Annotated in this window: 21 protein-coding genes; 13 read left to right on the forward strand and 8 right to left on the reverse strand. The window is 63.2% G+C overall.

Going from position 1 to position 25,093, the window contains the following annotated elements; genetic code table 11:
- Positions 1–33: 33 nt before the first annotated feature.
- From KBB96_RS11060 to nuoB, 4 genes are all read right to left on the reverse strand, one after another.
- Positions 34–5,892 carry a fibronectin type III domain-containing protein gene (locus KBB96_RS11060; RefSeq protein WP_211629472.1) on the reverse strand — a complete coding sequence of 1,953 codons (5,859 nt, stop codon included), beginning with the start codon at positions 5,890–5,892 and terminating at the stop codon, positions 34–36.
- A 212-nt stretch (positions 5,893–6,104) separates the two neighbouring features.
- Positions 6,105–6,860, reverse strand: a complete 756-nt coding sequence (locus KBB96_RS11065; protein WP_211629473.1) for a rhomboid family intramembrane serine protease — start codon at positions 6,858–6,860, stop codon at positions 6,105–6,107.
- A 59-nt stretch (positions 6,861–6,919) separates the two neighbouring features.
- Positions 6,920–7,486, reverse strand: a complete 567-nt coding sequence (locus KBB96_RS11070) for an NADH-quinone oxidoreductase subunit C (protein WP_211629474.1) — start codon at positions 7,484–7,486, stop codon at positions 6,920–6,922.
- Positions 7,487–7,515: 29 nt separating this feature from the next.
- The gene (gene nuoB, locus KBB96_RS11075) at positions 7,516–8,052 is read right to left on the reverse strand and encodes an NADH-quinone oxidoreductase subunit NuoB (protein WP_211629475.1); all 537 of its coding nucleotides are present in this window, start codon (positions 8,050–8,052) and stop codon (positions 7,516–7,518) included.
- A gap of 162 nt (positions 8,053–8,214) precedes the next feature.
- Here nuoB and KBB96_RS11080 point away from each other — a divergent pair, with 162 nt between their 5' ends.
- Entirely contained in the window at positions 8,215–8,733 is a 519-nt protein-coding gene (locus KBB96_RS11080; protein WP_211629476.1) for a hypothetical protein, read from the forward strand.
- A 38-nt stretch (positions 8,734–8,771) separates the two neighbouring features.
- On the opposite strand, the gene KBB96_RS11085 is transcribed toward KBB96_RS11080, so the two are convergent.
- The gene (locus KBB96_RS11085) at positions 8,772–11,033 is read right to left on the reverse strand and encodes a glycosyl hydrolase family 95 catalytic domain-containing protein (RefSeq protein WP_211629477.1); all 2,262 of its coding nucleotides are present in this window, start codon (positions 11,031–11,033) and stop codon (positions 8,772–8,774) included.
- Between the two features lie 162 nt (positions 11,034–11,195).
- Here KBB96_RS11085 and KBB96_RS11090 point away from each other — a divergent pair, with 162 nt between their 5' ends.
- Complete coding sequence (locus KBB96_RS11090; RefSeq protein ID WP_211629478.1) at positions 11,196–12,050, forward strand: alpha/beta hydrolase; 855 nt, start codon at positions 11,196–11,198, stop codon at positions 12,048–12,050.
- Between the two features lie 30 nt (positions 12,051–12,080).
- Here the strand turns inward: KBB96_RS11090 and KBB96_RS11095 are convergent, their stop codons facing one another.
- Positions 12,081–13,928 (reverse strand): glycoside hydrolase family 36 protein, encoded by a 1,848-nt coding sequence (locus KBB96_RS11095; RefSeq protein WP_211629479.1) that lies wholly within the window; start codon positions 13,926–13,928, stop codon positions 12,081–12,083.
- Between the two features lie 108 nt (positions 13,929–14,036).
- On the opposite strand from KBB96_RS11095, the gene KBB96_RS11100 reads away from it, so the two are divergent.
- From KBB96_RS11100 to KBB96_RS11115, 4 genes are all read left to right on the forward strand, one after another.
- The gene (locus KBB96_RS11100; protein WP_211629480.1) at positions 14,037–14,861 is read left to right on the forward strand and encodes a hypothetical protein; all 825 of its coding nucleotides are present in this window, start codon (positions 14,037–14,039) and stop codon (positions 14,859–14,861) included.
- Positions 14,862–14,953: 92 nt separating this feature from the next.
- Positions 14,954–15,748: a tryptophan synthase subunit alpha gene (gene trpA / locus KBB96_RS11105; RefSeq protein WP_211629481.1), complete on the forward strand. Its 795-nt coding sequence runs from the start codon at positions 14,954–14,956 to the stop codon at positions 15,746–15,748.
- A 28-nt stretch (positions 15,749–15,776) separates the two neighbouring features.
- Positions 15,777–16,595, forward strand: a complete 819-nt coding sequence (gene dapF, locus KBB96_RS11110; RefSeq protein WP_211629483.1) for a diaminopimelate epimerase — start codon at positions 15,777–15,779, stop codon at positions 16,593–16,595.
- A 533-nt stretch (positions 16,596–17,128) separates the two neighbouring features.
- On the forward strand, positions 17,129–17,767 hold the full coding sequence (locus KBB96_RS11115) for a lamin tail domain-containing protein (protein ID WP_211629484.1): 639 nt from the start codon (positions 17,129–17,131) through the stop codon (positions 17,765–17,767).
- A gap of 90 nt (positions 17,768–17,857) precedes the next feature.
- On the opposite strand, the gene KBB96_RS11120 is transcribed toward KBB96_RS11115, so the two are convergent.
- Together KBB96_RS11120 and KBB96_RS11125 are read right to left on the reverse strand one after the other, a co-directional pair.
- Complete coding sequence (locus KBB96_RS11120) at positions 17,858–18,958, reverse strand: SdiA-regulated domain-containing protein (protein ID WP_211629486.1); 1,101 nt, start codon at positions 18,956–18,958, stop codon at positions 17,858–17,860.
- A gap of 20 nt (positions 18,959–18,978) precedes the next feature.
- Entirely contained in the window at positions 18,979–19,620 is a 642-nt protein-coding gene (locus KBB96_RS11125; RefSeq protein ID WP_211629488.1) for a PEP-CTERM sorting domain-containing protein, read from the reverse strand.
- A gap of 293 nt (positions 19,621–19,913) precedes the next feature.
- Between KBB96_RS11125 and KBB96_RS11130 the strand changes: the two genes are divergently transcribed.
- The 7 genes from KBB96_RS11130 to KBB96_RS11160 all read left to right on the forward strand — a co-directional run bounded on the left by KBB96_RS11130 (position 19,914) and on the right by KBB96_RS11160 (position 24,863).
- Positions 19,914–21,023, forward strand: a complete 1,110-nt coding sequence (locus tag KBB96_RS11130; protein ID WP_211629489.1) for a hypothetical protein — start codon at positions 19,914–19,916, stop codon at positions 21,021–21,023.
- 66 nt (positions 21,024–21,089) lie between these two features.
- Positions 21,090–21,236: a hypothetical protein gene (locus tag KBB96_RS11135; protein ID WP_211629490.1), complete on the forward strand. Its 147-nt coding sequence runs from the start codon at positions 21,090–21,092 to the stop codon at positions 21,234–21,236.
- 158 nt (positions 21,237–21,394) lie between these two features.
- Positions 21,395–22,279 carry a 4-hydroxy-tetrahydrodipicolinate synthase gene (dapA, locus tag KBB96_RS11140; protein ID WP_211629491.1) on the forward strand — a complete coding sequence of 295 codons (885 nt, stop codon included), beginning with the start codon at positions 21,395–21,397 and terminating at the stop codon, positions 22,277–22,279.
- Positions 22,280–22,299: 20 nt separating this feature from the next.
- The gene (gene dapB / locus KBB96_RS11145) at positions 22,300–23,037 is read left to right on the forward strand and encodes a 4-hydroxy-tetrahydrodipicolinate reductase (protein WP_211629492.1); all 738 of its coding nucleotides are present in this window, start codon (positions 22,300–22,302) and stop codon (positions 23,035–23,037) included.
- Positions 23,038–23,112: 75 nt separating this feature from the next.
- Positions 23,113–23,634, forward strand: coding sequence for a 2-amino-4-hydroxy-6-hydroxymethyldihydropteridine diphosphokinase (folK, locus tag KBB96_RS11150; RefSeq protein WP_211629493.1), 522 nt, complete (start codon positions 23,113–23,115; stop codon positions 23,632–23,634).
- Positions 23,635–23,655: 21 nt separating this feature from the next.
- Positions 23,656–24,435, forward strand: coding sequence for a 3-methyl-2-oxobutanoate hydroxymethyltransferase (gene panB / locus KBB96_RS11155; protein WP_211629494.1), 780 nt, complete (start codon positions 23,656–23,658; stop codon positions 24,433–24,435).
- 23 nt (positions 24,436–24,458) lie between these two features.
- Positions 24,459–24,863, forward strand: a complete 405-nt coding sequence (locus KBB96_RS11160) for a peptide chain release factor family protein (protein ID WP_211629495.1) — start codon at positions 24,459–24,461, stop codon at positions 24,861–24,863.
- Positions 24,864–25,093: the final 230 nt, after the last annotated feature.

Consider the following 25,093-nt stretch of genomic DNA (forward strand, 5'->3'; position numbering starts at 1 on the left):
CTCACCGGCGCGGGCTTTTTTCATGTGAACCCGTTAGTTCCGGGCGGGCATGGACGGAACCCGGCACCGCACGAAGAATCTCGGATTCAATTCGGTATTGGCCCTCACCTGCTGCCATCCCCACACCGGCCCGGAGTTTTCAACAAAGACCCCCTCCGGTTTCGTGGTGCTCCAATGAACCATGTCCGGGCTGAACTCCAAGGGAGCCATGGGAGTCAGATCGTTGTTCAAATTCGCCGGAATGGTGTAAACCATCATCTTCCCCAACTTATAGGGCTGCAGGGAGAACTGGTACCCCCGCAGGAGACTCTGGCTGGAGTTGGTAAGGACCTCCATCCAATCGGATCGACCGTCGTCATCGAAGTCGGAAGACGGTCCGTAGGTGCCCATCCTGCTTCCAACGCGCCCAGAGAGATTCTGGGTGTAGAACAGCGTGAGCGGGTCCAAGGCCGCTACCGTGGTGGACCCGGACTCCGGCACCACCTGGAGCTTCGCGGTGGAAGGAAGCGGATGTGCGATCTGCTGGACGGCACCGGAAACCAGATCCACCACCACGATGCCGCCGGTTTGCTGCGCATTGGTCAGTACCGCCGCCTTCGTCGGCGAGAGCAGCCGCGTGCGGCCTACCACGTAAACGGGCAGTGGGATGTTCGTCAGCGTGCCCGCAACGAGGTCATACTTCATCATTTTGGTGCCCGTTGTATCGACCTGATATCCGGCCGGGTCACAAGCAACGGTCTGGACGGACGGGAATGAGAACCATGCCCCCTTCGCTTTCCCGTCCGCATCCTGAATCTGATAGGAATTGGCCACGCCGATGTCGCTGTTGCTGACCAGCACGTGCCGCGGACCGGCGGGAGCAACCACATAGCCGCGGGTCCACACCGGCAAACCGGTGCGGAGATCGAGTGTGGCGTCATGAAGGCGCGCACGATGGCCCATGACCGCCAGACCGCGCGCCGCATACTCCCCATAAACCTCCGGCACCGGAGTGGAGGTCCACTCGTCCGTACGGGGATGATACGTTTGGATATGATAGGCGCCACGGGCGAAGACCTCCTGATTCAACGAATAAGTGCCTCCCACCAGCGCGTGCAGGTTCCCCACTTCATCGACCACCACTTCATCGAGCGTCCAGTAGTTCGGCTTCGGCGGCGCGGGAACGGTGAGTTCTCCCACCACGGTGCCATCCGGGGCCAGTTCACGGATCTTGGTCCCATGAATGAGAAGGAAGCTGCCCGGCAGAAAGCGCGTGCGTGGAGCGGCGATGGAAATGGTCGCGGAGGCGGTAGCCTGACCCTCTCCATTCGTTACGGTGACCTCGTAGGTGCCTGCCACGCTCGGAGCACCGGAGGCCACATCCAGCACCGGTTCATGAGCGTCCGGCAGCGGCGTGCCATTCCGGCGCCACTGATAGGACAGCGGCCCGGTGCCCTGAGCTGAGACCACCAGTGAAGCCCCCTCACCTGCCAGCACCTCATGGGAACGGGTGAAACGGGTCACCACCGGCGCGCCCAGCGAACTGGCGGGCAGCGGTTGGAGCGACTTGTCCCGCACATCGAACCGGAGCTGCCCATCAATGACGACGGATACCAGGAACTTCGAGCCATCGATCGCCTTCAAGCGATCCACCACCCCGGCGATTTCCGTGCGACCGAGCAACTGGCCGTCAATTCCCCAGCGGGTGATCTGGCTGCGGTCCGAATCCGAGGGCTCGAGCACGACCAGCGAATCATCCAGCCAATCCGCATCGCGCGGACGGTTCAGTTGCAGCTTCGCCACCTTGCCCAAGGTCGGATAGGTGCCCAGGGTGCCGCTGCCGGTGAACAAACGTCCGAGCGTACCCGAGGGACGCACGAACGGCGTCTGACGGAGATCCACCGACAAACCATAGGTGCTGAAGCTGCCGGGCCGGTAAGTGGGGCCAAACCACGAAGGCCCCTGCGGACTGGAGCCGATGTCGAACTTGAAGAAAATCTGGTTCACCGGATCCCAGTTCGCGCCCTTGATCGAGGACTTGTCCATCCCGCCCACCGTGATTCCGCGAACGCCGTTCTCATCCACCATGAAGGTATCGCTGCCTGCCGACACCACGAAACGGTCCCCCACCAGCGCGCGCAGATTGTAAACCCGCGGCGGCGTGGTCGTGCGGGTGCGCTGGGGCGAGGCCAGGTCGATCTTCGTCACCACCGCCCCGTTGTAGCCACCACCGTAGAACGCGTTCTTGTCCTTCGAGAAGCTCCACAGCGCGTTGGTGCCTTTGATATTCGTCACGATGCGCTCGACAAAGCGCCTTTCGGTGAACGACCAGCGGAGCAGATAGCCCGCGACATTGTCATAACCCCAGAGCGTGCCGTCGCTGGTCACGAACAAATCATCCAGTGCGGTCGTGCGGCGGATCACCGTCGGATCAGTGGGCAGGTCGAACCACGACAACGGACGGAGGTCGAAACCGAACGGCACCGCCACATCCTCGTTGTACTGGATCACCCGTAGATTTCCGCCCTGCACGTCCAGGGCCATCGCCCGGGGTGGCGCGTATCCCTCCGCCACCGGCTGCAGGCTGGGATCGTAGGCCCGGATCAAACCATCGGAAAGCACCACGAAGTCTCCCTCCGGCGTAACCACGCAGTCGTCCACCCGCGTGAGGTTCAGCCGTCCGGCCGGCGAGCCATCGCGGCCATAGTAGAACCCCAGGTTGTCCAGGAAGTAGAGGCCTCCGGGCAGCGCCCACAGGCGCTTGATCGATTGCGGGGAACCACTGGCATTGTAGTAGCCGAGCGTGCCCACCGCCCCCACCAGATCCATCTGCAGCCCTGTGACCAGATGGCTGACGCCAGTGGTGGCGCCCACCATCGTGCCTTCCGGCGAAACCGCCGTGAGATCCGGGGCCACGATCACAGTCGAGTACGTGCGCGGCGTGATCGAAAGCCCCGCTCCCAATTGGAAGGACCACACCGTCCCGGTGGGGAAGGTCTTCCGCGAGATGCAGAGATTGTCCTTCACCACCCATATATCCGATACCGGCTGCGCGCCCGCCTGGACCTGCCTCCAACCACTGCCATCCAGATTCATGGCGAAGACTGAATAGGCCGTGGCGACGAAAATCCCTTGGCTGGAGAACACCCAATGCTGCGCCTGCTCGGGCAGCAGCAGTTCCAACGGCGTGAGCCAGCCGCCGGCGGAGCGATCGTAACGCAGGACCTGGTCTCCCGCGGGATCGAGGAAATACAAGATGCCATTCACCACGGCGGGAGCGTCGTTCCCCGCGCTCCCGATTTCGGGAACCGAGAAGCCGCCAGTGGTTCCCGAACTACCCTCATCGATCATGCCGTTGTTGTTGTAGCCACGGACACGGTAGGAATACGCGATGCCCGGACGGATCGTGGCATCGTCATAGTAGGTCGTAGCCGGGCCGACCCGCGCGAGCTCCCGCCAATCCAGGTTCGGCACCGGCGAGCGTTCGATCACGAAGCCGTCCAGCTCCAGCGGCGCCGGATTAACCCAGGTGATCCGGTTGCAGAGGATGGCGGAGCGCTCCACGGTCACGGACACCGCATATGGCGGGATCGCGCCCGTCACCGGAGTGGTGATGGTGCAGGCCGGAGAGGCCACACCCACTCCCTTCGAGTCCACCGCCTTGATGACGTAGTAGTACGTCGTGCCACCGGCCACCGTGGTGTCCTCCCACGTGGTGGCGTTCGCCGGAAGGGGGATGGTTGTCGCGCCGGGGCCGCTGGCATTGGTGCTGCGGGACAACACGAAACCCGCCTCAGTGGACAATCGGTCCGTCCACTTCAGCGCCACCCGGTTGTCACGGAGTGCCGTCGGTTGCAGATCATACGGCGTGCCATCCAGAGTGGTGGCGGATTTCAGCGTCGCCATCGTCAGCGCGGTGGAAGCCGCCTCCGAACTCCGGCGCAAGGCGACCACGCGGATCTGATAGGAGGTGTTTGCCGTCAACCCGCCCACCGTCGCCCCGGTGGCCGAGGGCGGGAACACTCCGGAGGAGGTCCATGCCCCGGTGCTCGTCGCCTTCCGGTACTCCAAGCGCACGGCATCGCCCGCCCCTTGTGGCAGGGACCACGACACCACCAAAGAAGTCGCCCCGCGAGTGACGATCGCCGGAGCAGCCGCCGGAAACGCCGGCATCGAGGGCGCGTGGAGCAAACGTCCATCGGCATCAAAGTGGAACATCACCGGCAACCCGGACACGAGGGTCACGGCCACCGCTCCCGAATCCAATGCGAAAAGCCGCACCGGAGTTCCCGGCAGGACGGTCTCGGAAAATGCGGCGAGCTTCCGCCCCCGGCGGAACTCCACCCTCGTGCTGCCATCCGGGGCGGGCCGGATGGTCGCGAGCTTCGCGGCATCCAGCCACGCCGCGTCCGTCACCGTCACTCCAAGGTCGGCGGTCTGCCGCCATGGCTGGCTGGCAAAGACGAAGCCGCTTCCGGTTGCCGCCCGGCTGCCGTCCGGCGTCACGCAGACCAATGGCGTGCCGGGACGGCCGCTACCAGGAGGCACCACCTGGCTGAAGAGATTCGACCACGGCCGGCGATAGATCTCCAGAGCAGAGGAATCGGATGAGAGGATCTCATCGGTGGCGGCATTCCACACCGCATCACGGTCGAAGGATGCGGTATTGGTCGTCCAGGTGTTGGTGGCGGTGTTCAGCTCGGCATAGCCGCCGGGATACTTCACCAGCGCCGAGCGGTCGGCGGAGGCCGTCACGTTTCCGTCATAACTGGATGCCGGAAATGCCGGTGCCGCCAGCCACGAGCCGCCGGAGAAGTCCCCCGTGCGAACCGCCGTGCCATTGCTCGGGAAATAGACCACCCGATCCTCCTTCGGCACATACTCCACCGTCCCGGCTGCGGGCAAGGCGATGGAAGCCCGGTAATCCATTTCCTCCGGAGACCAACGGGCAAGCTGCGAGGCTGAAGACGAGAGAATGGTCATGCCCACTTCCTTCCCCTGCCGTACGAACCGGGGCTGGCTGGAGTAGGCTATCGGCACCGGCGGCGGTGCTGGCACCGCTCCGGAGCCGAAGCCGAGGTTCTGCCACAGGACCTTCGTCAAAGTCGGGCGGGTTCCGGCATCCTTGATCTCGCACAAGGTCGAGCCACTGGTGAAAAGGTCGGTCGGCACGCTCGTCGGCGAGGTCTGCCCGAGCACCGCCCCCGCCGCATCCAGCACCTTCACCGTGGTTCCGGTCACCACCGCATATTGATCCAGCGTGAAGAACGCCGCCGCGGACACCGGCGTGCCCAGGTCAACCTGCTTCACCGGCGAAGCGCCCAACTGCCACAGCGATCCATTCGCGAACCACACCCGCGTGCCATTCCGGCTGGGCCAGAAATTCGCCGCGGACGCCAGCGGCAGGGTGGACTTTTCCACCACCGCGGGCTGCACGCCCACGTCCAACCGCAGCACGGTGACCGCGCCATTCTCCACCTTCACGCCCACCGCCACGCTGCCACCCTCCGTGGACTTCCACCTCGCGCCGCCGAGATCGGTGGCGAAGGCAACCTCGGAAAGCAGTGTGCCGGTGAAGCGATCGTAGGCGGAAACCTTGCTGCCGGAGATCACATGCAGCGCGTTCCCGGAAAGAACCAACCCACCCGTGTTCACGCCGGGCAGAAACAACGCCTCGCCGCTGCCATCCGCATTCGCCCGGTAGATGCCTCCGGGAGCTATCGCGAACTCGTGGATGCGGTCCCACACGAACGCCGTCGGCGAGGCCGCCTTCGTCATCCGGATCGCCGTGCCCCAGGTACCGGCCTGGAGGTCCAACCGCGAAACCTGGCTGCCGGAAAGGAACCGGACTTCGTTGCCAAGCGACTCGATGTCCGTCGAAACGGCGGAAGCCCCTCCGAGGGAAAAACCCATCCATCCGACACATGTCAAAAACCGAGCCCGAGAGATAAAACGAGGGGAGCGCATACCAGAAAGAAAACGCCCGCTGCTAGCCCTGATTCCCTTGATTGACAAGCGATTTACAACAACACATCCACCGTGCGGAATGCATGACTCCTTCAAAAGAAAACGTCCGCCATGCAGGCTTCATTTCATCCATTCTTCATGCGGAGTCCGCTATGAATTCAAGATTCGGTGCTTCGCCGCCCGAGGCCTTCGCGGCGCTCACGTTCCCGCCGGAGCTTTTCCAAGGTCACGCGCGGCCGCAGCAGCCAGCGCCCGTAGAGCCACCCGGCCAAGCCGCCGCCGAAGTGGCAGCCGTGGCTCAGCGCCCACCAGGATTCCAATCCATGTTCCGCCAAATAGCGGCCGCCATTTGAAAACAGGGGCAATCCCAACGCCGGGTCCATCAACGCGAGCAGCGCCGAAGCCGCCAACAGCCCGATACCGACCCAGCGGCCGGATACCATCAACGGCCACATGGTTGATTCCGGGGAAAGCGTGGTGACCAACAGCAGCAGTCCATAGGCCGCGCCGGAAATCCCCACCAACGTCACATCATATCGCGAGGCGAAAAGAAGATGCCCGGCAGCCCCGCCCAGAATCGCGAGGAACACCGCGCGCAACAAAATCCGCCGTCCCAATACATGCTCCACGCGCGTTCCCAACAAAAGCAGGCAGAATGCGTTCAATCCAGCATGCAGCCAGTTGCCATGGAGCAGGGCATAGGTCCCGATCTGCCACAGCCACCCCATGCCGATGGTCTCCTGGCTCAGACCCAACAGGCGGAAAAGCGGACCAAGCCGCGCGTGACCGCCGTAGGATTCAACGGCGGCCTGGATGCCAAGAATGACCAGCACGATCAGCCACGGCAGGCGCGCCCGCCCGAGCTGGCCGAAGCCCCGCCCCACCCCATGCGCACGAGCCACCAGACGATTCATCGTGCAGGAGGGGTGCGGGTTCGAGGAGCGGAGAAAGGCGCGATCGTCCGGAAGAAAAATCAGTCGATCACACGGGCCCGCGGTTCACGACCGATGGTGTCATCACCGCCCGCGCACGTCACGAACGGACCGCCTTCCAATGGCGCGATGCCCGTGAAAGCGACGTCCGGCATGTCCGAAGGACGTCCCTGAAGCGGGAAATCCTTCCGCAGCGGGAAGAACGGATAACCTTCCCACATCAGGATGCGGCGCAGGTCCGGATGATTGGTGAACCGGATGCCCATCATGTCATAAACCTCACGCTCATGCCAATCGGCACCGGCCCACAGGTCCGTCACGCTCGGCACGGACTCATCCTCACCCACCGGGGATTTCACCCGCAGGTGCTTCGAGTCGTCCACCGTGACGAGTTCATAAACCATCTCGAACCGCGGATCGTCGCCGAAGTGGTCGAGGCTGGCGATGTCGATGACCATGCCGTAGCCGAGCTCGTTCTTCGCGAAGGCCATCACATCGTGCAGCGCCGCCAGCTCCACCGTCACGGTGTGCTCGCCACGGAACTCATTGCCGGACTTCACCTGCGCGCCGAATTTCTCGCGCACCTTGCTCACGTCTTCCGCGGACATCGTTTCGGTAAAGGGGAAAAGGGTGCGGCTCAGGCCATTTCGTTGAGGAACTCCTGCTTCTGCTGCTGGAGCGCTGGCTGGGTCTCGATCTTCGCCTGGAGCTTCATGAGGCCTTCGATCAGCGCCTCGGGGCGCGGCGGGCACCCGGAAATGTACACATCCACCGGGATCAGCTTGTCGATGCCCTGGAGCACCGCGTAGCTGCGGTACATCCCGCCGGACGAGGCACACGCGCCCATGGCGATGCACCACTTCGGCTCCGGCATCTGGTCCCAGATGCGTTTCACGGCCAGCGCCATCTTGTAGGTCACCGTGCCAGCCACGATCATCACGTCCGCCTGGCGGGGCGAAAAACGCATCACCTCCGCACCGAAACGACTGAGGTCAAAGCGGCTGCAGGCGGCGGCCATCATTTCGATCGCGCAGCAGGCGAGGCCCATCGGCATCGGCCACATCGAGTTCTTTCGCATCCAGTTCATCGCCGCATCGACGCGGGTGAAGATCACGTTACCCTCGATTTTCGAGTCGTAGGCGGCGTGGAGCGGCTGCTGGGAAGGACTGACCATGGTGGCTATACCGATACCCTGCCTCCCCACCGCCCCCGCCTCAAGCCGTTTGTGAAGGATTTCACAAGCAGGCGGCCACCGCCCGGCCATCGCACCCCGATCAAAGTCTCCTCTCTTTGAATGGATTGCGAAACAGTCATGAACTCCCCACCGTCATCGGAAATGAAACACACCATCCTCGTTTTCCTGGGCAGTTGTGCCGCTGCTTGGGCCGGAGAAGCCGCTCTTGTTCAAACCTATCAACCGCTTGACGGTCAGGGCAGTGGTGAAATCGAGATCCGGCCGGTCTCCTGTGTGGACTGGTACAGCCATTCCGGTTTCCCCAATGTCATCAATCTGATTTCAGCACCCAACAAGCCGCCCACCAACGCCCCCGAACCTGTGGGCGATATCAATCTGGCCTCCATCTACGGCCTTTCGTTCAAGGGCGGGGACCCCGAGGGGGATCGCACCATTTTACTGGATGCGACCCGGTTCGCCGTTCCGGAAAACCACGGCCATCCCCGCGAGAAGATCCTGAGAGCCAGCCTCGAGTGCCTGCGAAAAGTCCTGCCAGAAAAATTCACCTCCGCTCCGATCAAACTGGAATGCCATGAAAAGGATCGCGAATGGATCGGCAAAATCCTGGAGGAGTTCAAGAAGCACGACCGCAGTAAACCTTTCTTTGAGTCTCCTCGATAAGACCTTCGGAAAAACTCTTCGAGCCTCCCGGGCTCTTTTCACTTCCGCTCCACCGTCACCGCCACGCCAGGCTGGAGCGGAATGGCGAGCCTGCCGTTCTCCCGCTTGGCACCGGGCGGCAGGCTGGCGATTTCCCCGCCGGGGAAGGGATCGGCCAGGATGGCAGTGGACGCCTTCGCGGCGGTGATCGTGAAGGACCGGGTGGCCCCGTCCTTCCGCGTGGCGGAGATCTTGAACCCGCCTTCGGCCCGCAGATCGGCGAAGGAAGCGTCCTTCCAAGCCTCCGGCACGGCGGGGAACAGCCGGATCACGCCGGTGTGGCTCTGCATGAGCATTTCGTGGATGGCATCCATGAACAGGAAATTCCCCTCCAGAGTGAACGGCCGGTAGGTGAAGCCGCTGAGACCGGACTTCGTCTGATCGCCATTCACATGAAAACCATTGCGGGTGACGAAGGCGCGCTCGAAGTCCCGCAGCGGCCGCGCCGAATCCTCCGGCATCCCGGCACGGGCGGCGAGCGCCGCTCCCCAGGTGAAGGAGTAGCCGACCCACGCTCCGGAGCCGCTGCCGATGAGCTGCTTCACCGTGCTCTTCACCGTTTTCTCCGTATCCGGCGAGCCCGCCGGATCGAGCAGGCCCAGCGGATAGATCGCCATCGCGTGGGAAAAGTGACGGTGCGAGTGCTTGAAGGGGATGCCCTCCGCCACCAGCAGTTCACCGGTGGATGGATCGGTCTTCAATGGTGCGAGCTTCGCCTTGATCGCGGCCCACTTCGCCGCCTCGTCCTTCTTGCCAAGAGCGGCGGCCATTTCCTCCAACGCGCCGGAAGACCACAGCAGCAGCGCCTGATCGAAATTCGAGTTCGGCTTCAGATAGGCGGCGAAACCGCCATCGTTCCACTCCGGGCTGGAGGTCACCGGCAGCACCAGCTTGCCGTCCTTCTCCGAACACAGCGAGAAAACCGAAGTGGCGACTTCCTTCAGCCACGGATAGCCCCGCTCGGCCAGGAACCGGTCGTCGCGCGTCGTCTTCCAATAGCGGTAGAACGCGTGGCCGTTCCAAAGACCGGCGGTGAGGCTCATGGCATACGGCGGCCAGCCGCCCATCGGCTGCGCGGCGCGGGTCATCACGCCGGGCACCATCGCCGTGTTCATGCCGAAGAAGTTCTTCCCATAGGCGCGGAACTCCGGCATACGGTTCCAATAGTAGTTCAGATACGACATCCCCGGATCGGTGAGTCCCGCGGTCTGCCATGCCACGTAGGTCATCTGGGTGTTGAGGTCGTTGTGGTAGTCACCCTTCCACGGCGGCAGGCCGCCGCCATCCGCGGTCCACACGCCCTGCAGGGGCATCGGATCGGACTGCGCGCGCGAGGATGCCCCGTAGTAGTACTTCACCAGGTCATAGTGGTGCTGGAGACGCGGCTCCGGCAGCGTGACCGAGGAGGTGCGGTAGAACGACTTCCACCATGCGAGATGGGCGCCCAACGGCGTGTCCCAGCCTTTTGCCAAGGCGGAGGCAGCCCCTTCCCGGGCCTTCGCCAGCGGATCGCCGCCCTGCTCGCCGGAGGTGATGGAGATCGCCGCCAGCGTCTGCCCGGCCGCCGTTTTCCAACGTACGGAGAACGCATAGCTGCCACCCGCGGCGGTCTTCTGGAGATAGGACACCTCGTTTTCACCACGGGTGAATTCCGGTGCGGGATAGCCGAGTTGATTGATCGAGGAAGGACGCACCAGATCGAACTTCGCGGTGGCGGGCAACCGCAGCAACGCCACCGGAGACGTGGCGGAGAAAAACGCCTCCGCACGGGTCCCATCGGTGAAGACCACCGAACCGAGCGCCTTTTCGAAGTCGAGCTGGAATTCCTTCGCCTGCTTGTCCGCGGGCAACTCGATCACCAGCCGCCCTCCGGGGATCTTCGTCCACCGGCCCTTGTCGTAGATGCCGTCGAAGTATTTCCCATAGGTGCCACCGTCCTTTTTCGCGATGGCTTCCAACAGCGTCTTGTAGGTGAACTTCGGATCACGGACCTCGTCCGGAGCCCGCTCGTCCCACAGATCGCCGCGGTCGAGCGAGAGATTGAGCTTGTTTCCCGCACCCCATAGCAAGCCGCCCGTCGCACCATTGCCCAACGGGATGGCATTGTCCCACTGGTCGATGGGTGCTGGCAGCACCAGCGAATCCGGGCCGAGGACGTCATGGAGGCGTTCCGCACTGGTGGCCGTATCATCGGCACGAACGGAGGTTGCGAGGGCGATGGCGACAAAGCCGTACGAAAAGGACTGCAAGAACGGAGACATGGTCATGAACAAAAGACCGCCTCCTTACGCCAACGATCCCGGAAAATTCGCAGATTTTCTCAAAAAACTCACTTCTCTCCTTCCCGCTCCATCGACCCGCGGCACACGGAAAGGCTAACCGATAGGCCCTTGCGAAAGCGGCATTCCGGGCGAGGCTATCGTATGTTCAGGGATGAAGCCGTTAGCCCCTTTGGCGGTCTGAATTCCACCGCCTTCACCCACCTGCGGGATCTCGACTACGCGGGCCACGGCAATCCCGCCCAGACGCTGGACCTGCTGCTGCCGCCACGCGGTGACGGCCCACCCCATCCGGTGGTCATCTACATCCACGGCGGATCCTGGGACTCCGGAGAGAAGGAAGACGGTCTCGTGCCTCTGAGCCTGCTGGCCAGCGGTGACTTCGCGCTGGTCAGCATCAACTACCGGCTCACGGGCGAGGCACGCTGGCCAGCCCCCTTGGAAGATGCCCGCGCCGCACTCGCCTTTCTCCGGGAAAACGCCGCCACCTGGCATCTCGATCCGGAGCGGATCGGCATCGTGGGCGTATCCGCGGGCGGACAGATCGCGGGCATGCTCGGCACCCATGCGCCCGGGACGACCGCCCCGGACGGCATCCGCTGCGTGGCCAGCTTCTTCGGACCCACCGATTTCCTCTCGCTGGTGGGCCATCCCGAGTCATTGGAGCCGGAAGAGGCGGCGTTCGCGGAACGGTTTTTCGGCATCGCGGGACCTGACCTGTTGGAAACGGCGCGGCGCGCCTCACCCGTGAACTGGGTGGGGCCGGACGCCGCCCCTTTCCTGCTGATCCATGGCACCGAGGACGAGGTCGTGCCGTTTTCCCAATCCGAGGGGATGCATGCCGCCCTGCTGCATGCCGGGGTGGAAAGTACGATGATTCCCGTAGCTGGAGCCGGCCACGGCTTTTTCGTCCCCGCCTTGCTGGAGCCGGTACGCCAGTTCCTCGGCAGGCACCTGCTGGATCGGGCCGATGCCCTGCCGCGACGGCGCGCGGGATGAAACACCACCCCGCCCGGCCACGGCCGCGGTTCACTTCACCGGCACGATCTCCAGCAGCCGCCCGGAATGCGGTGGCATGGCGGAAAGCTTGAAGGAGCCCCCGTGTTCGCCGAGATCACCGCCGCTCCAATAGTCGGTGAGCTTCGCCTTGCCTCCGAAGGTCACCTCGCGGTCGGCGGGCTGGTCGTCCCAGTTGAAGACGGCCACCCACTCACGCCCCGCGTCCTGAAGGCGGCCGAGCGCGAAGGATTCGTCGGCGAACCGGAACGGTCGGCCGGTCGGCGGGATGGACTTCTGCAGCAGCGCGATCCGGTCCGGCGGGAGCGATGGTAAATTGTCGCCGCTCAGCAGCATGCCACCGGTGGCGCGCAGCAGGGTCGCGTGGAAGAGAGTCTCATCCAGAGTGACTCCGCCCTTGCCGACGGGCTTGCCGTCCGGCCCCATCACGTCGGCGCTCTTGGTTCCCAGCAGCAGGCTGTCCGGGTCGTTCCACCACAGGCGGCCGTTCTGCCAGTTCCGGTAGAGGTTTTCGCGACCAGTGTCCTTGAAGGACTTCCACGAGGGAGCCACGTCCATGCTCGCGCGTGAGCCGTGGATGAGCCCGAGCGAAGGCCACAGCGGATGATTGCATCCGAGGATGAAGCTGTCCCCCGCGCCGCGCAGGATCGCCTCCATGCCGCGGCGGTAGGCTTCCACACGGGTTGCGTTCGGATCGTGGTGGTGGCCGCCGTGGATCGCGCCCCAATAGTTCGCATCCAGTTTGAAATAGGTCACCCCCCAATCGCGGTGGAGGGTGCGGAAGGTTTCCTCCAGCCACTTCAGCGCACCCGGGTGGGTGCCATCGAGCGCATACCATGGACCCATCCGCCAGCCGCCGAAGCCGATCTTGTTCGAGGGCAGCGGCTTGCCATCGTCCCCGGTCACGAACCATTCCGGATGCTCCTTGAAAAGCCTCGATTGCGGGCTGGCCACGAAGGGTGCGACCCACAGCGCGGGCTCGAGCCCATCCTTGCGGATGCCCTTCAGCACCTCCTGCACGCCGCCGCCGAAGGCCTTGCCGGTTTCCAGCCAATCCCCCATCCACGGCTGATAGCCGTCATCGATCTGCACGTAGCGCAGGCCGGGCAGGTTCTCCTTCATCCAGCGGGAATTGTCGGACACGTTCTTCGCGGTGACACCCGGGCCGAAGCAGATCCACGAGCTCCAGCCGGTCGGCACTGGATCGTGCTTCAGACGCGGATGATTCTTCGAAATGGCCGCGGTGAACCCGTCGTAGAGCGCCTCGCGGTCCTCTCCGGCAGCGGCCATGAAGTCCTCCAGCATCCAAGTCTTGCCGGCCTCCAGCGTGAGGTTCTCCGTATCCTCGGAAACGCGGAGCCGCTTGCCATCGAAGCCGAAGCGCCCGGTGAAACGCCGGCAGGAGGAAAAGCCCAGCAACAACCGCTGCTTCCCGGCGGGAGCCAGCGTCACCACGCTGTAAACGGTGCGGAGCCGGTCCGGCTCCGGAATCTTGTAGTGGGCACGATCGGTGTAGGTATCGAGATCCACCGGTTTCTCCAGCATGCCCGCAGTCTGGGACAGCTTCGTGAAGCCCTCGCCGTGCAGCGGAGTATCCCCGGGCAAGCCGTGATCGCCGTCGTATAGCACCACCTCGCGGATCTTCACCGCGGCCTTGCCCTTGTTCACCACGGCCCACCGTGAGACGGCGCCTTCATCCTTGCGAACGAGCGCCACGTCCGCCGACGCGGAGGAACCATCCTCCAGAATTACACGACCGGGGCTGTCGCGGAGAAGTTGAAGCAACGACGGAGCTTCCACCCCAAGGGTGGAACCGGTGGCCGCCACGACGGCCAGAAGGATCAAAGGATAGCGGAGCATGATGAGATCGAGGCATCTACCTTGGAAATTTCTGTGAACTTTCGCAAACACCGACAGCTTTCCTTTCCCTTTTTGACGCTCCGGCACCGGCCTGTTATCAGCCGGACCATGGCGACGTCCCTCAAGCGGCTTTCGATTCTCCTCGCGCTGATCGCCGTCCTGGCGTCATGCGATCACCCTGACGGAGAGAAGAAGACCGTTGATACCGGGAACAGCTCCAATCCCTCCAGCCGTCCCTCTCGCCCTCATGATCGGACCACCCGGAGCGAATCCAGCGCGGCAACCGAAAAGCGATTGGAAGAGAAAGCCCGCGATGATGCCCGCACCCGGCCCGAAGACGGACTCCGCCGGTTGCAGAACAACGGCATGGAATCCCCCTACACGGATTTCGAGTTAAGTTGTTTCCTGGATGAACTGGTGGGGCTCGACGCCACCCGCGCCTTGGATCTCTACGGCACGCTCCATCCGAGCGCGGATGATCCATACGGGCAACTGTTCCAGTCAACCTACTCGCAGCATCTTTATTTTTCTCTCGGTCGACATGCCCCGGCCTTGGCATGGGCTTCATGGAAGGCAAACCGTGCCGTGATCGATCGTTCGGATGCGGCAGGCCTTGTCATCCGAGGCCAGAGCCTTACGAGCGTCCGTGAGACATGGAGGGACTACGTCGCTGCGGACCCCGAAGCAGATCCCGTTTTTTTCGCCCGGAGGCTGGGCAAGAAAACGGAGTATCCGGATCGAAGCTCGCGTGAGCAAACTTGGAGCACGGAAGATGTCGCCTTCGTGCTTTCGCTCCTCCGCGATGAAGAGGACGGGGAAAGAATTCAGGCCGCAGTTTCGCACCTTTCCCTGGGCACCTTCACGGAAGACCTGCCCATGCTGGAAGCATTTCAACAAGCCAAAGCCGCCCCATCCTCACCCGATGGAAAATAACAGGCCTGCCAACCGACCCCATCCCTCCCCTTCCCCACGCTTGCCACGGGCGGCGAAACCGCAAATGCTCCCGCCCCGCCTCAGGACCACCCATGAACCGCATCGACGCCACTTTCGCCCGCCTCCGTTCCGAAGGGAAAAAAGCCTTCGTCGCCTACGTGGCCGCCGGTGATCCGGGATTCGAGGCCTCGCTGGAGATCCTCAAGGACCTCGCGGCCGCTGGAGCGGACATCATCGAGCTGGGCCTGCCGTTCTCCGATCCGCTTGCGGACGGCATCGTCAACCAGATGGCCGCGGACCGCGCGCTCAAGGCGGGCATGACCACCGCGAAGTCGCTGGAACTCATCCGCCGCTTCCGCGAGACGCATGAGACGCCCATCGTCCTCTTCACCTACCTCAATCCAATCTTCACCTACGGCTACGAGCGTTTCCACCAGGACGCCGCCGCTGCCGGGGCCGATGGCATCCTGCTGCTGGACCTGCCGCCGGACGAAGCCGACCAGAATACCGATCTCGCCCGGGGCGAGGGCCTCAAGCACATCCGCCTGATCGCCCCCACCACCCCCGCCGACCGCGTGGGGCTGCTGGCGAAGAGCGCGGAGGGCTTCATCTACGCACTCTCCCGCACCGGCGTGACGGGTGGCCACGTGGCTCCCTCCGCGAACATCGCCGCCCAGGTCGCCGCGATCAAGGCCCACACCGATACGCCGGTGTGCGTCGGCTTCGGCATCACCACACCCGACCAGGCCAAAATGGTTGCGGAATCCGCGGATGGCGTGATCGTCGGCTCGGCGATCGTCAAGCAGGTGGAGCTTCACCCGGACCGCGCCGCAGCAGCCGTCCGCGAGTTCACCGCCCCCCTCATCGCCGCCACCAAGTCGGCCTGATCCATCTTCCCTTCACCACTTTCTTCCCATGCTCCTGCACTTCTACAAGATGAACGGTGCCGGCAACGATTTCATCGTCGTCGACAACCGCGACCTGTCCCTCTCCGCCGAACTCGATGGCGATACCATCGCCGCGCTCTGCGACCGCCACCGCGGTGTCGGCGCGGATGGCCTGCTGGCCGTGGAACCCGCCGAAAACGGCGCGGACTACAAGTTCCGCTATTACAATGCCGACGGCGGCGAGGCCGAGATGTGCGGCAATGGCGCCCGCTGCTTCGGCCGCTTCACCGCCCACCTCGGCGAGGAGATGGCGGAACGCGTCACCTTCGAAACCATCGCCGGCACCCTCGCCGCGGACATGGTCGGTGAGAACGTCCGTATCGCCATGTCCGAGCCGAAGGATCTGAAGCTGGACACCGGCGTGAAGATCGAGGACCTCGAAGGCGACCTCCATTTCCTGAACACCGGCGTTCCACACGTGGTCGTCTTCGTGGACGATCTCGATGAAACGGACGTCGTCGAACACGGCGCGACCATCCGCTTCCACGAAGCCTTCGCCCCGGCGGGCACCAACGCGAACTTCGCCAAGGTGCTGGAGCCCGGCCATATCGCCATCCGCACCTATGAGCGCGGCGTGGAGGATGAAACGCTCGCCTGCGGCACTGGCATGGTGGCCAGCGCGCTGATCCACCACCTCCTCACCGGTGCGCCTTCCCCGATCCAGGTGGACGTGGAAGGCGGTGACACGCTGGAAATCGGCTTCGAGAAGACCGGCGACCAGACTTTCACCAACGTGACCCTCGCAGGTCCGGCCGATTTCGTCTTCGAAGGCGAGATCGAGATCTGATCCAGGGTTTCCGTCCCGGTTTCTTCATCCTCCACGGAAGGGCGGAAAGATCCTTCCTCCCAAGTCAAAGCCCGGCTCCCGGCCGGGCTTTTTCGTGCATGCACGCTCCGCCACTGGCAGCCGCACGGCACACAATAAAACGCCATGGTTGGCAGCAGGATCGGACGAATCCGTCAACCTTCTAACAGACATCATCCGTTTTTCAAACCACATGTCCGATTTGGATGACATGTAATACGCAAGCAGATGCCGTGCCCGTGATATTTGCAATGAAGACCACCCTTGGAGCAATATTTATCAGCACAACCCCTTAACCCACACAATCTATCGCACATTGCACGACTCCACAACGCAATCGCATATCTGTCTTTTTCGTTTCCAGGGGACCAGAAACAACTTCGGCACACCCCTTCATTTGATACGAATACATATCCAGACGAGTCTCACGGCGTGATAAACAGGAGGTCCTGCGCGCGAACGACCATCCTGGCTATCCCAACCCTGTATTCATCCATTACAAACCATTCCAACAAATGAAGAAATCCCTTGTTCTCGCGTTCGCGGCTCTTGCTGCCGGAACCCTCGCCTCCAACGCCGCCGGCCTCAAGATCACGGAAGTGATGTACACCGGCCTCTACGGTGAGTTCGTGGAAATCACCAACACCAACGCTCCTGGCGGTGCCTCCATCGACCTGACCGGCTATGTCTACTCCGACAACCACCGCGCCACCTCCGGTTCGAACGCCGTGGATCTCTCCGCGATCGGCACCCTTGCCCCGGGCAAGTCCGCCATCATCACGGAAGCCGATCCATCCGTGTTCGACACGGTGTGGTACGGCACCTTCACCGGTGTGACGAAGCCTTCCGGTCTCGTCGTCGTCGGCAACGTCACCGTCAACCTCGGCCGCAACGACGAGGTCAACATCTATGACAGCATCGGCACGCTCGTGGATCGCCTGACCTACAACGACCAGGCCACCCCGGGCACCGACCCGGCCGGCCCCCGCACCGAGGAATTCAGCGCCGTTCCGGGACCGTCCACCGTTCTTGGTGACAACAAGTTCAAGAACTGGGTGCTCTCCGTGGTGGGCACCAACAGCGCCTGGAAGTCCGGCAACCACAACGTGAGCCCGAACGGCAACGGCACCGTGGGCAGCCCGGGCATCTACTAAGATCCTCGTTTCCCCGCTCATTGACTGAATCGAAACCGCCACTCCGGATCCCCGGGGTGGCGGTTTCCATGATTCATTCACGCTGTTTTTTCACGGAGTCGTCTGCCGCACACGGAAGAAACCCTTCTGGCCGGTCACCGGAGCGCTGGTGGCGGAAGTGAAAGCTCCAACCGCCGTCTGCACGCCGCTGACGGCAGCCCAGGGGCTGGAAAGATCGGGCGTGTATTCGATCACATAACTGACACCGACGCTGGAACCCCAGGTCAAAGCCGCCGTCATCTGGCTGCCGCTCCGCACGATATCGGACGTCATCACCTTCAGCGGTGCCGGAGTCAGGACGATGAGCCGGGAGCTCAGTCCCTCGCTCGGTTGTCCCGGGCTTGCAGCCGTGATTTGCTCGGAAACCAGATAGAGGACACCATCGTCATCCATCGTGAGCCCCTCGATGGTGCCACGATTGAGGAAAGCGATGTCCAGCGTGTCCACCACCGTGCCCGTGCGGGTCATCTCGACGATGCGCTTGTCGTCCCGCCCCAGGAACAGAATGTTCTGACGCCGCGGATCGGAAGCGGAAAACGTGGCGCAATTCGCGAGGACATAGACGTCGGACATGCTCGATAGCCCCGCATTGATGAACTTCGAGCCCTTGATCGGCATCGTCACCACCGGCTGGTTGGTCGTGTAGCCGGTCATCACGTAGGCCATGACGGGATCACGCTCCTTCACCCCCCATAACGAATCGGTGAGAGGATCGTAGCAGATGCCTTCCAGGCCGATGTTGTCCTGGACGCTGCCGTCACCAAGGAAGATCGGCCCGGTGTTATTGATCCGTGTGGCCTCCGCCCCCGGCACATAGTCGATGAAGTAACCGCGGCGCATGCGCTCCAGCGCGAGCATGAACCGCCCGTTTCCCAGATATGCCACGCCCTCGGGATCCGCGGAGCTGTTGAAATTGTGGAGCAGCATCGAGCTTTTCACCTGACCGGTTTTCGAAAGCTCGATGAAGTTCCCGCCTTCGTCCCCGATCACATAAAGCGAATCGGTATTCCGGCTGTAGGCCACACCGGAAGCTTCGCTGCAGATGCTGTCGAGCGCGTACACCCGCGCCGAAGTGAAGTCGTGCAAGGGAGCCGCTTGAGCCGCCACCGCCAGCGCGGGAATGGCGGCGAGGATGGATGGATGCGCGTTCATCAGGAATCGCTTCGAAGCATTCAACGGCGGCGGCGGAAAGCACCCAAGGCCCCCAGCGACAGCAACAGCACGGACGAAGGTTCCGGCACGGCGGTGACCACGAGTCCGTTCAACTGGAGGTCATTGCGATTGGGAGCTCCCGCAGCGGGCTTCACCACGTTGGTGGTTGCGAGGGCGGTGGCGAAGAAGCCGAACTCAACGGTTCCCGTAGTGCTGAAGTCCGAGAAATCCCACGTCTTGATCGCCGTCGCGTTCGTCAGCACGGGCGAAAGCGTCCACGCTCCAAAGCCACTGCCATTGTCGATGCGGTAGCCCCACTGGTGGCTGCCCGCCGAGGCATCGTCCGCACTCACGATGTAGGCGAGGTCCGTCAGGTTCATCTGGTAGCCCGGCGTGGTCTTCACCGTGAAGCCGATGTAGTTCGACATGTTGAGCGAGGGACCGAAGCCCGCATAGAAACCCGGCGTGGTGTTGAACTGGTACACCGCACCATGGGTGTCGAGCGTGGATGAGATCACATGATCATCCTGATCCCAGCTCTCCGGGGGATTGAGTCCGGTGGGGGCGTTGTTCATGTCCCAGGCGACCACGAGGGCTGCATGGGAGGAAATGGCAAACACGGCCTGCAGGGCGAGGCAGGCGAGAATGGCGGTCGATTTCATGGATCGGAAGAATGATTCGATGGATTACTGCATATCCTCTTCGCGGATATGATCCCCGCATTCATTCCATTCCACATCCACCCATCTACATATCGAATCCGTGACTTGTTCGTCACCCCTTCATTGCATTATGCGAAAATATGTCATCTTCCAAGTTCGCCACATGAGCCGATTTGCATTCCCCATGAAAAACCGGAACAAGGCCCGACTTCCGGAACACATACATTCCCCATTCCACCGAAATCGACACATCATCCACATTGCACCAAACCCATCATCCGGCGATTCGTTCCATGATGAAGCTGGAGCGTTTCGCATGGATCACCGCGTTGGCCGCGGTGGCCGCCTGGGGAACCATGCGGACACCCGCATCCCACGAACAAAACGACGATTCTTCCAATCCACTGCCATTGCAGCAACGCACGGCTTCTCCACGGACTGCCGGAGAGAAGGATAACCGGGACTATTCCCAGGTCCATCGTTCCTCCGCTGCCCAGCGGTCCAGCCAGGCTTTGGAAAATCCCGATCCGCTTGCCCGCATGACGGATTTTCTCGCCGTGCTCTCATCTTGCGATGCAGCCGGCCTCGACCGGATCGCTGCGGAGATGGAGGAAATGCAGGCCCGCGGAATCTCGCTCGGTCCGGAAGCGGATCTGGTGAACTACCGCGCCGGGCAGCTCAAGGGAGCGGATCTGCTGTCCTCCCGGACGGGGACAGCCGCGGATCTGTCTGTGATGGGCAGTCTGCGGAAGCAATTCGAAGGCTGGTTGCAAACGTCGCCGATGGAAGCCCGGCAGTGGCTTGATCGGCTGCCACCGGGCAAGTTCCGCGATGAGATGAGCGTCGCCAGCATCGCCAACACGGCGAAAAGCGACCCTGCCGCCGCGATCCAGCGTGCATCCATCTTGCCAGCTTCCCAACAAACCGCCGCAGGCCGCGCCGCCGCGGAGGAACTGGCCCGCAGCACCTCCGCCGGAGAAATCTCCTCCCTCCTTCAAGGCATCCCACCCGGCACCGGGACAGGCTATCTTACCTCGCTTGTCGATACGCTCATCAACGCTCCGGAAGGAGATGTCCTCGCGGACTCGCTGTCCGGCGATCTGCTTGCCAGCCCTGCCGTCACCAGCGCCACCTTGCTCCGCGCCTCCACCGCCCGCGCCAAACTGGATCCGATGAACGCGCTCGATTGGGCTGCCTCTGTGGAGGGCAGGAAAACCGACCTGCCTCCCGGAGCCGTGCTTTCCGCAGCCGTCCGCGGCATGTCCTTGGCCGATCTCAGCCGCGCTGAACAATGGGCCGCCGCCCATCCTGCCGCCAGCGGCCTGCCCGCCGCCATCGCCGAACACCGTTCGCTCCTGGAAAACCGCGGGAACGACGAGAACGAGTACAATCGGGATGATTGATCGCCGCCTAGCGGCTCTCCACTTGGCAAACCGCGGGAGCGGTGCTACGGCTGTCGCGCGCTCCCGATGATCGCCCCGCTCCACGACAGCCCGAAGCATCTCAAGGAAAGCGAACTCCCCGAGTTCGCGCGGCTGGCCTTACCCGCCCACAAACGGGCGGCGCGAAAACTTCGCGCGGAGCACCGCAGGCTGGGGTTGCCGATCATCGTCTGAAAGGACGGACGCGTGGTCGAAAAGCAGCCCCGAACGCCTCCGGCGCGCTCCGCACATCCTCCCGGCGGCGGATTGTTTCCCCATCGCCGACTTTTTCGCATTTTCGGACGTTCAAAGGTTGGACGTCCGCCTTCCAATCTCCACACTCCCATCCAGTCATGCGTTTTTCCGGCACCTACACCGCCCTCATCACCCCCTTCCGCGACGGCAAGGTCGACGTTCCCGCCTTCCAAGCCCTCATCGAACGGCAGATCGCCGGAAAGGTCACCGGCATCGTCCCGGTCGGCACCACCGGTGAATCCCCCACTCTCGACACCCACGAACACATCGAGGTGATCCGCCTCGCCGTGGAGTTCGCCGCCGGTCGCTGCGAAGTGGTCGCCGGCACGGGCGCGAATGCCACCCATGAGGCCATCGAACTCACGCAGGCTGCCGAGAAGGCCGGTGCCACCGGCACCCTCCAAGTCTGCCCCTACTACAACAAGCCCTCCCAGGAAGGCCTCTACCAGCATTTCAAGAAGATCGCCACGGAGACCTCCCTGCCGGTGATGCTCTACAGCGTGCCGGGCCGCTCCGGCATCGAGATCGGCGTGGAAACCACCGCCCGCCTCGCCGCGGATTGCCCGAACATCGTCGCCATCAAGGAAGCCGGTGGTTCGGTGGAGCGTGTGAACCAGCTCGTGGCCGCGCTTCCGAAGGACTTCGCCATCCTTTCCGGTGACGATCCGCTCACGCTGCCCTTCATGGTCTGCGGTGCCGTCGGTCTCGTCTCCGTGGCCAGCAACATCATCCCGGAAACCATGAGCAATCTGGTGAACCTCTGCCTCGCCGGAGATTTCACTGCCGCCGCCGCGCTCCACAAGCAGACCTACCCGCTGCTCAAGGGCCTCATGTCGCTGGACGTCAATCCGGTGCCGATCAAGTCCGCCGCCGTGCTGCTCGGCCATTGCCTGGAGGAATTCCGCCTGCCGCTGGTCCCGCTCACCGCCGCCAACAAGGACGCTCTCACCGCGCTCCTCCGCAGCAACGGCCTGCTGGGCTGAAACCGAGACCTCCCATTGCCATGATCAACCTTCTCGTCACCGGCAAGTCCGGCCGCATGGGTCAGGCCGTCCTCCAAGCCGCCGAAGCCAATCCCGCCGTCACCGTCACCGCCACCCACGATGCGGGCGAGGACCTCATCAAGGCCCTCACCGGAGTGGACTGCGTGATCGACTTCACCATGCACAAGTTCACCCGCGAACTGGTGGAGGCCGCGCTCAAGAACGGCACGCGTCTCGTGATCGGCACCACAGGCCACACCGATGAGGAACGCGAGATGGTGAAGGAAGCCGCGAAGACCCTGCCCATCGTGTTCGCCGCGAACTACTCCGTGGGGGTGAACACCTTGTTCTGGCTCACCAGCCGCGCCGCCCAAATCCTCACACAAGACCGTTTCGACATCGAGGTGGTGGAAATGCACCACCGCCACAAGATCGACGCGCCCTCCGGCACCGCCCGCCGGTTGCTGGAAATCCTCAATGAGGAAACCGGCACCTCCTACCAGACGGACATCGCCCATGGCCGAGTCGGCAACGTCGGTCCGCGCAAGCCGCGCGAGATCGGCATGCACACCCTGCGCGGTGGCGATGTGGTGGGCGACCACACCGTCGTCTTCGCCGCGGATGGCGAACGCGTGGAATTGACCCACAAGGCCAGCTCCCGCCTCACCTTCGCCGCCGGTGCCGTGCGCGCCGCCGCCTGGCTCGCCGACAAGCCCGCCGGACTGTATGATATGCAGGACGTGCTGGGGCTGAAGTGAGTTTTCCTCTATGCAGCATTCAGCTTTCGACAAGAGGCGCGCTGGGAAACCGGCGTGCCTTTCCCTTCCGCCGTCTTGAAGCCCTCCGTTTCCCAAAGAGTCGGCATCGCCCTCGGATCGAATCTGGGGCGTAAGCTGGCGCACCTCCAGATCGCCCGCGATCTGCTGAAAAACATCGCCGTGCCCGGTGCTCTCTTCCGCCAGGCGCCGATCTATCAGACGGAGCCGGTGCATTGCCCGGATGGCTCTCCGGATTTCTTCAACACGGTGGTGGAGTTCGCATTCACGGGGACCCCCTTCGACCTGCTCGGGCACACCCAGGCCATCGAGTTCAAGCTGGGACGCGAGGCCACGCCGGAGCGCAACGCGCCGCGGATCATTGATGTGGACATCCTCTACTTCGGTAGCGAGGAAATCGACGCCGGACTGCTGGTGCTGCCACACCCGCGCCTCACCTCCCGCCGCTTTGTGCTGCAACCGCTGGCGGACATCCGTCCGGAACTGGTGCTGCCGGGCGATCAGGTCACCATCGCCGAGCACCTCCAGCACCTCGACTCTGCCGAAGCCCCGCTCGCCCTGGTGCAGGCGCATTGGTAACAAGCCAGCCACCTTCCCATCATGACCGGTTCCGAAAAGTCCGCCGCGATCACCGCCCGCAAGGGCACGCAGCGCATCGCCGCGATCACCGCCTACGACTATCCCACCGCGCGCCTGCTGGATGAAGGCGGTGCCGATGTCCTGCTGGTGGGAGACTCCGTGGGCATGGTGGTGCTCGGCTTTCCGGACACCACCCATGTGACGCTGGATCACATGCTCCATCACATCGCCGCCGTGGCCCGGGCGAAACCCGCCGCACTGATTGTGGGCGATCTGCCGATCCACACCTACGACACCCCGGAACAAGCCGTTGCCACCGCCCGCAAACTGGTCGCCGCCGGAGCCGAGGCGGTGAAACTGGAGGGCGGCGTCTCACACCGGGAAATCATCCGCGCCATCGTGGCGGACGGCATCCCCTTCTGCGGTCACCTCGGCATGCTGCCCCAAAGCGTGCTGGAGGAAGGCGGCTACAAGAAAAAGGGCAAGACCCCCGCCCAGCGCGAAGCCCTGCTGGCGGATGCGCATGCCGTGACCGATGCCGGTGCCTTCGCCGTCGTCTTGGAGTCCGTGGTTCCCGCCGTGGCCGCGGAAGTCACCGCCGCCATTCCCATCCCCACCATCGGCATCGGCTGTGGGGAAACCACCTGCGATGGAGAGGTCACGGTGGTCAGCGATCTTGTCGGCTCCTATCCGTGGTTCGTGCCGCCATTCGCCCGCGTGGAGGCCGATGTGGCTGGTGAAATCCGCAAGGCTGTGAAAGCCTACGTGGAACGGGTCCGTCCGTCTTCCTCTGATCACTGATCACTGCCAACCTGGCGCTTTCCATGATCTCTCCCGAAAAACAAGCCGCCCTCGATGCCCGGCTCGCCACGATCGGCGTGGAGGAAGACGACCTCGTGGAAAAGTTCATTCTCGGATCCGGTTCCGGTGGACAGAAGATCAACAAGACCTCGTCCTGCGTTTACCTGAAGCACGGCCCTACCGGCATCGAGATCAAGTGCCAGGCCCATCGTTCGCGGGAAATGAACCGCTTCCTCGCCCGCCAGGAATTGTGCGAGCGCTTGGAAAACATCCGCCGGGAGAAAGCCGCCGAGCTCCGCGACCAAATCGAGAAATACCGCCGCCAGAACCGCCAGCGCTCGCGCGGCTCCAAGCGCCGCTCGGTCGCGGACAAGCGCAAGCTCTCGCAGAAGAAGAACCTCCGCCGCTCTCCCGGCCGGGACGATTGAGGAGAGCCCCAAATGCAAAGATCGCCGCTGATCGCGGGCTGCTCTCTGATATGGAGTGCGGCCAGCGATCGCCGGGAAGAGGGCCTGCTTCCGCCAACCATCTCCCGTGTTCCAAAAGCACCCTCCCCCTGGCTCAAACTCTTCCCCACCGCTCCGCACCACCCCCGTCGATCACTCTCCGGCACCGAAAGCGGCGATGACTCGCCGCACTCCGAAAGGAAGAGTCATTC

The sequence above is a fragment of the Luteolibacter ambystomatis genome (genome assembly GCF_018137965.1).
Lineage (GTDB): Bacteria > Verrucomicrobiota > Verrucomicrobiia > Verrucomicrobiales > Akkermansiaceae > Luteolibacter > Luteolibacter ambystomatis.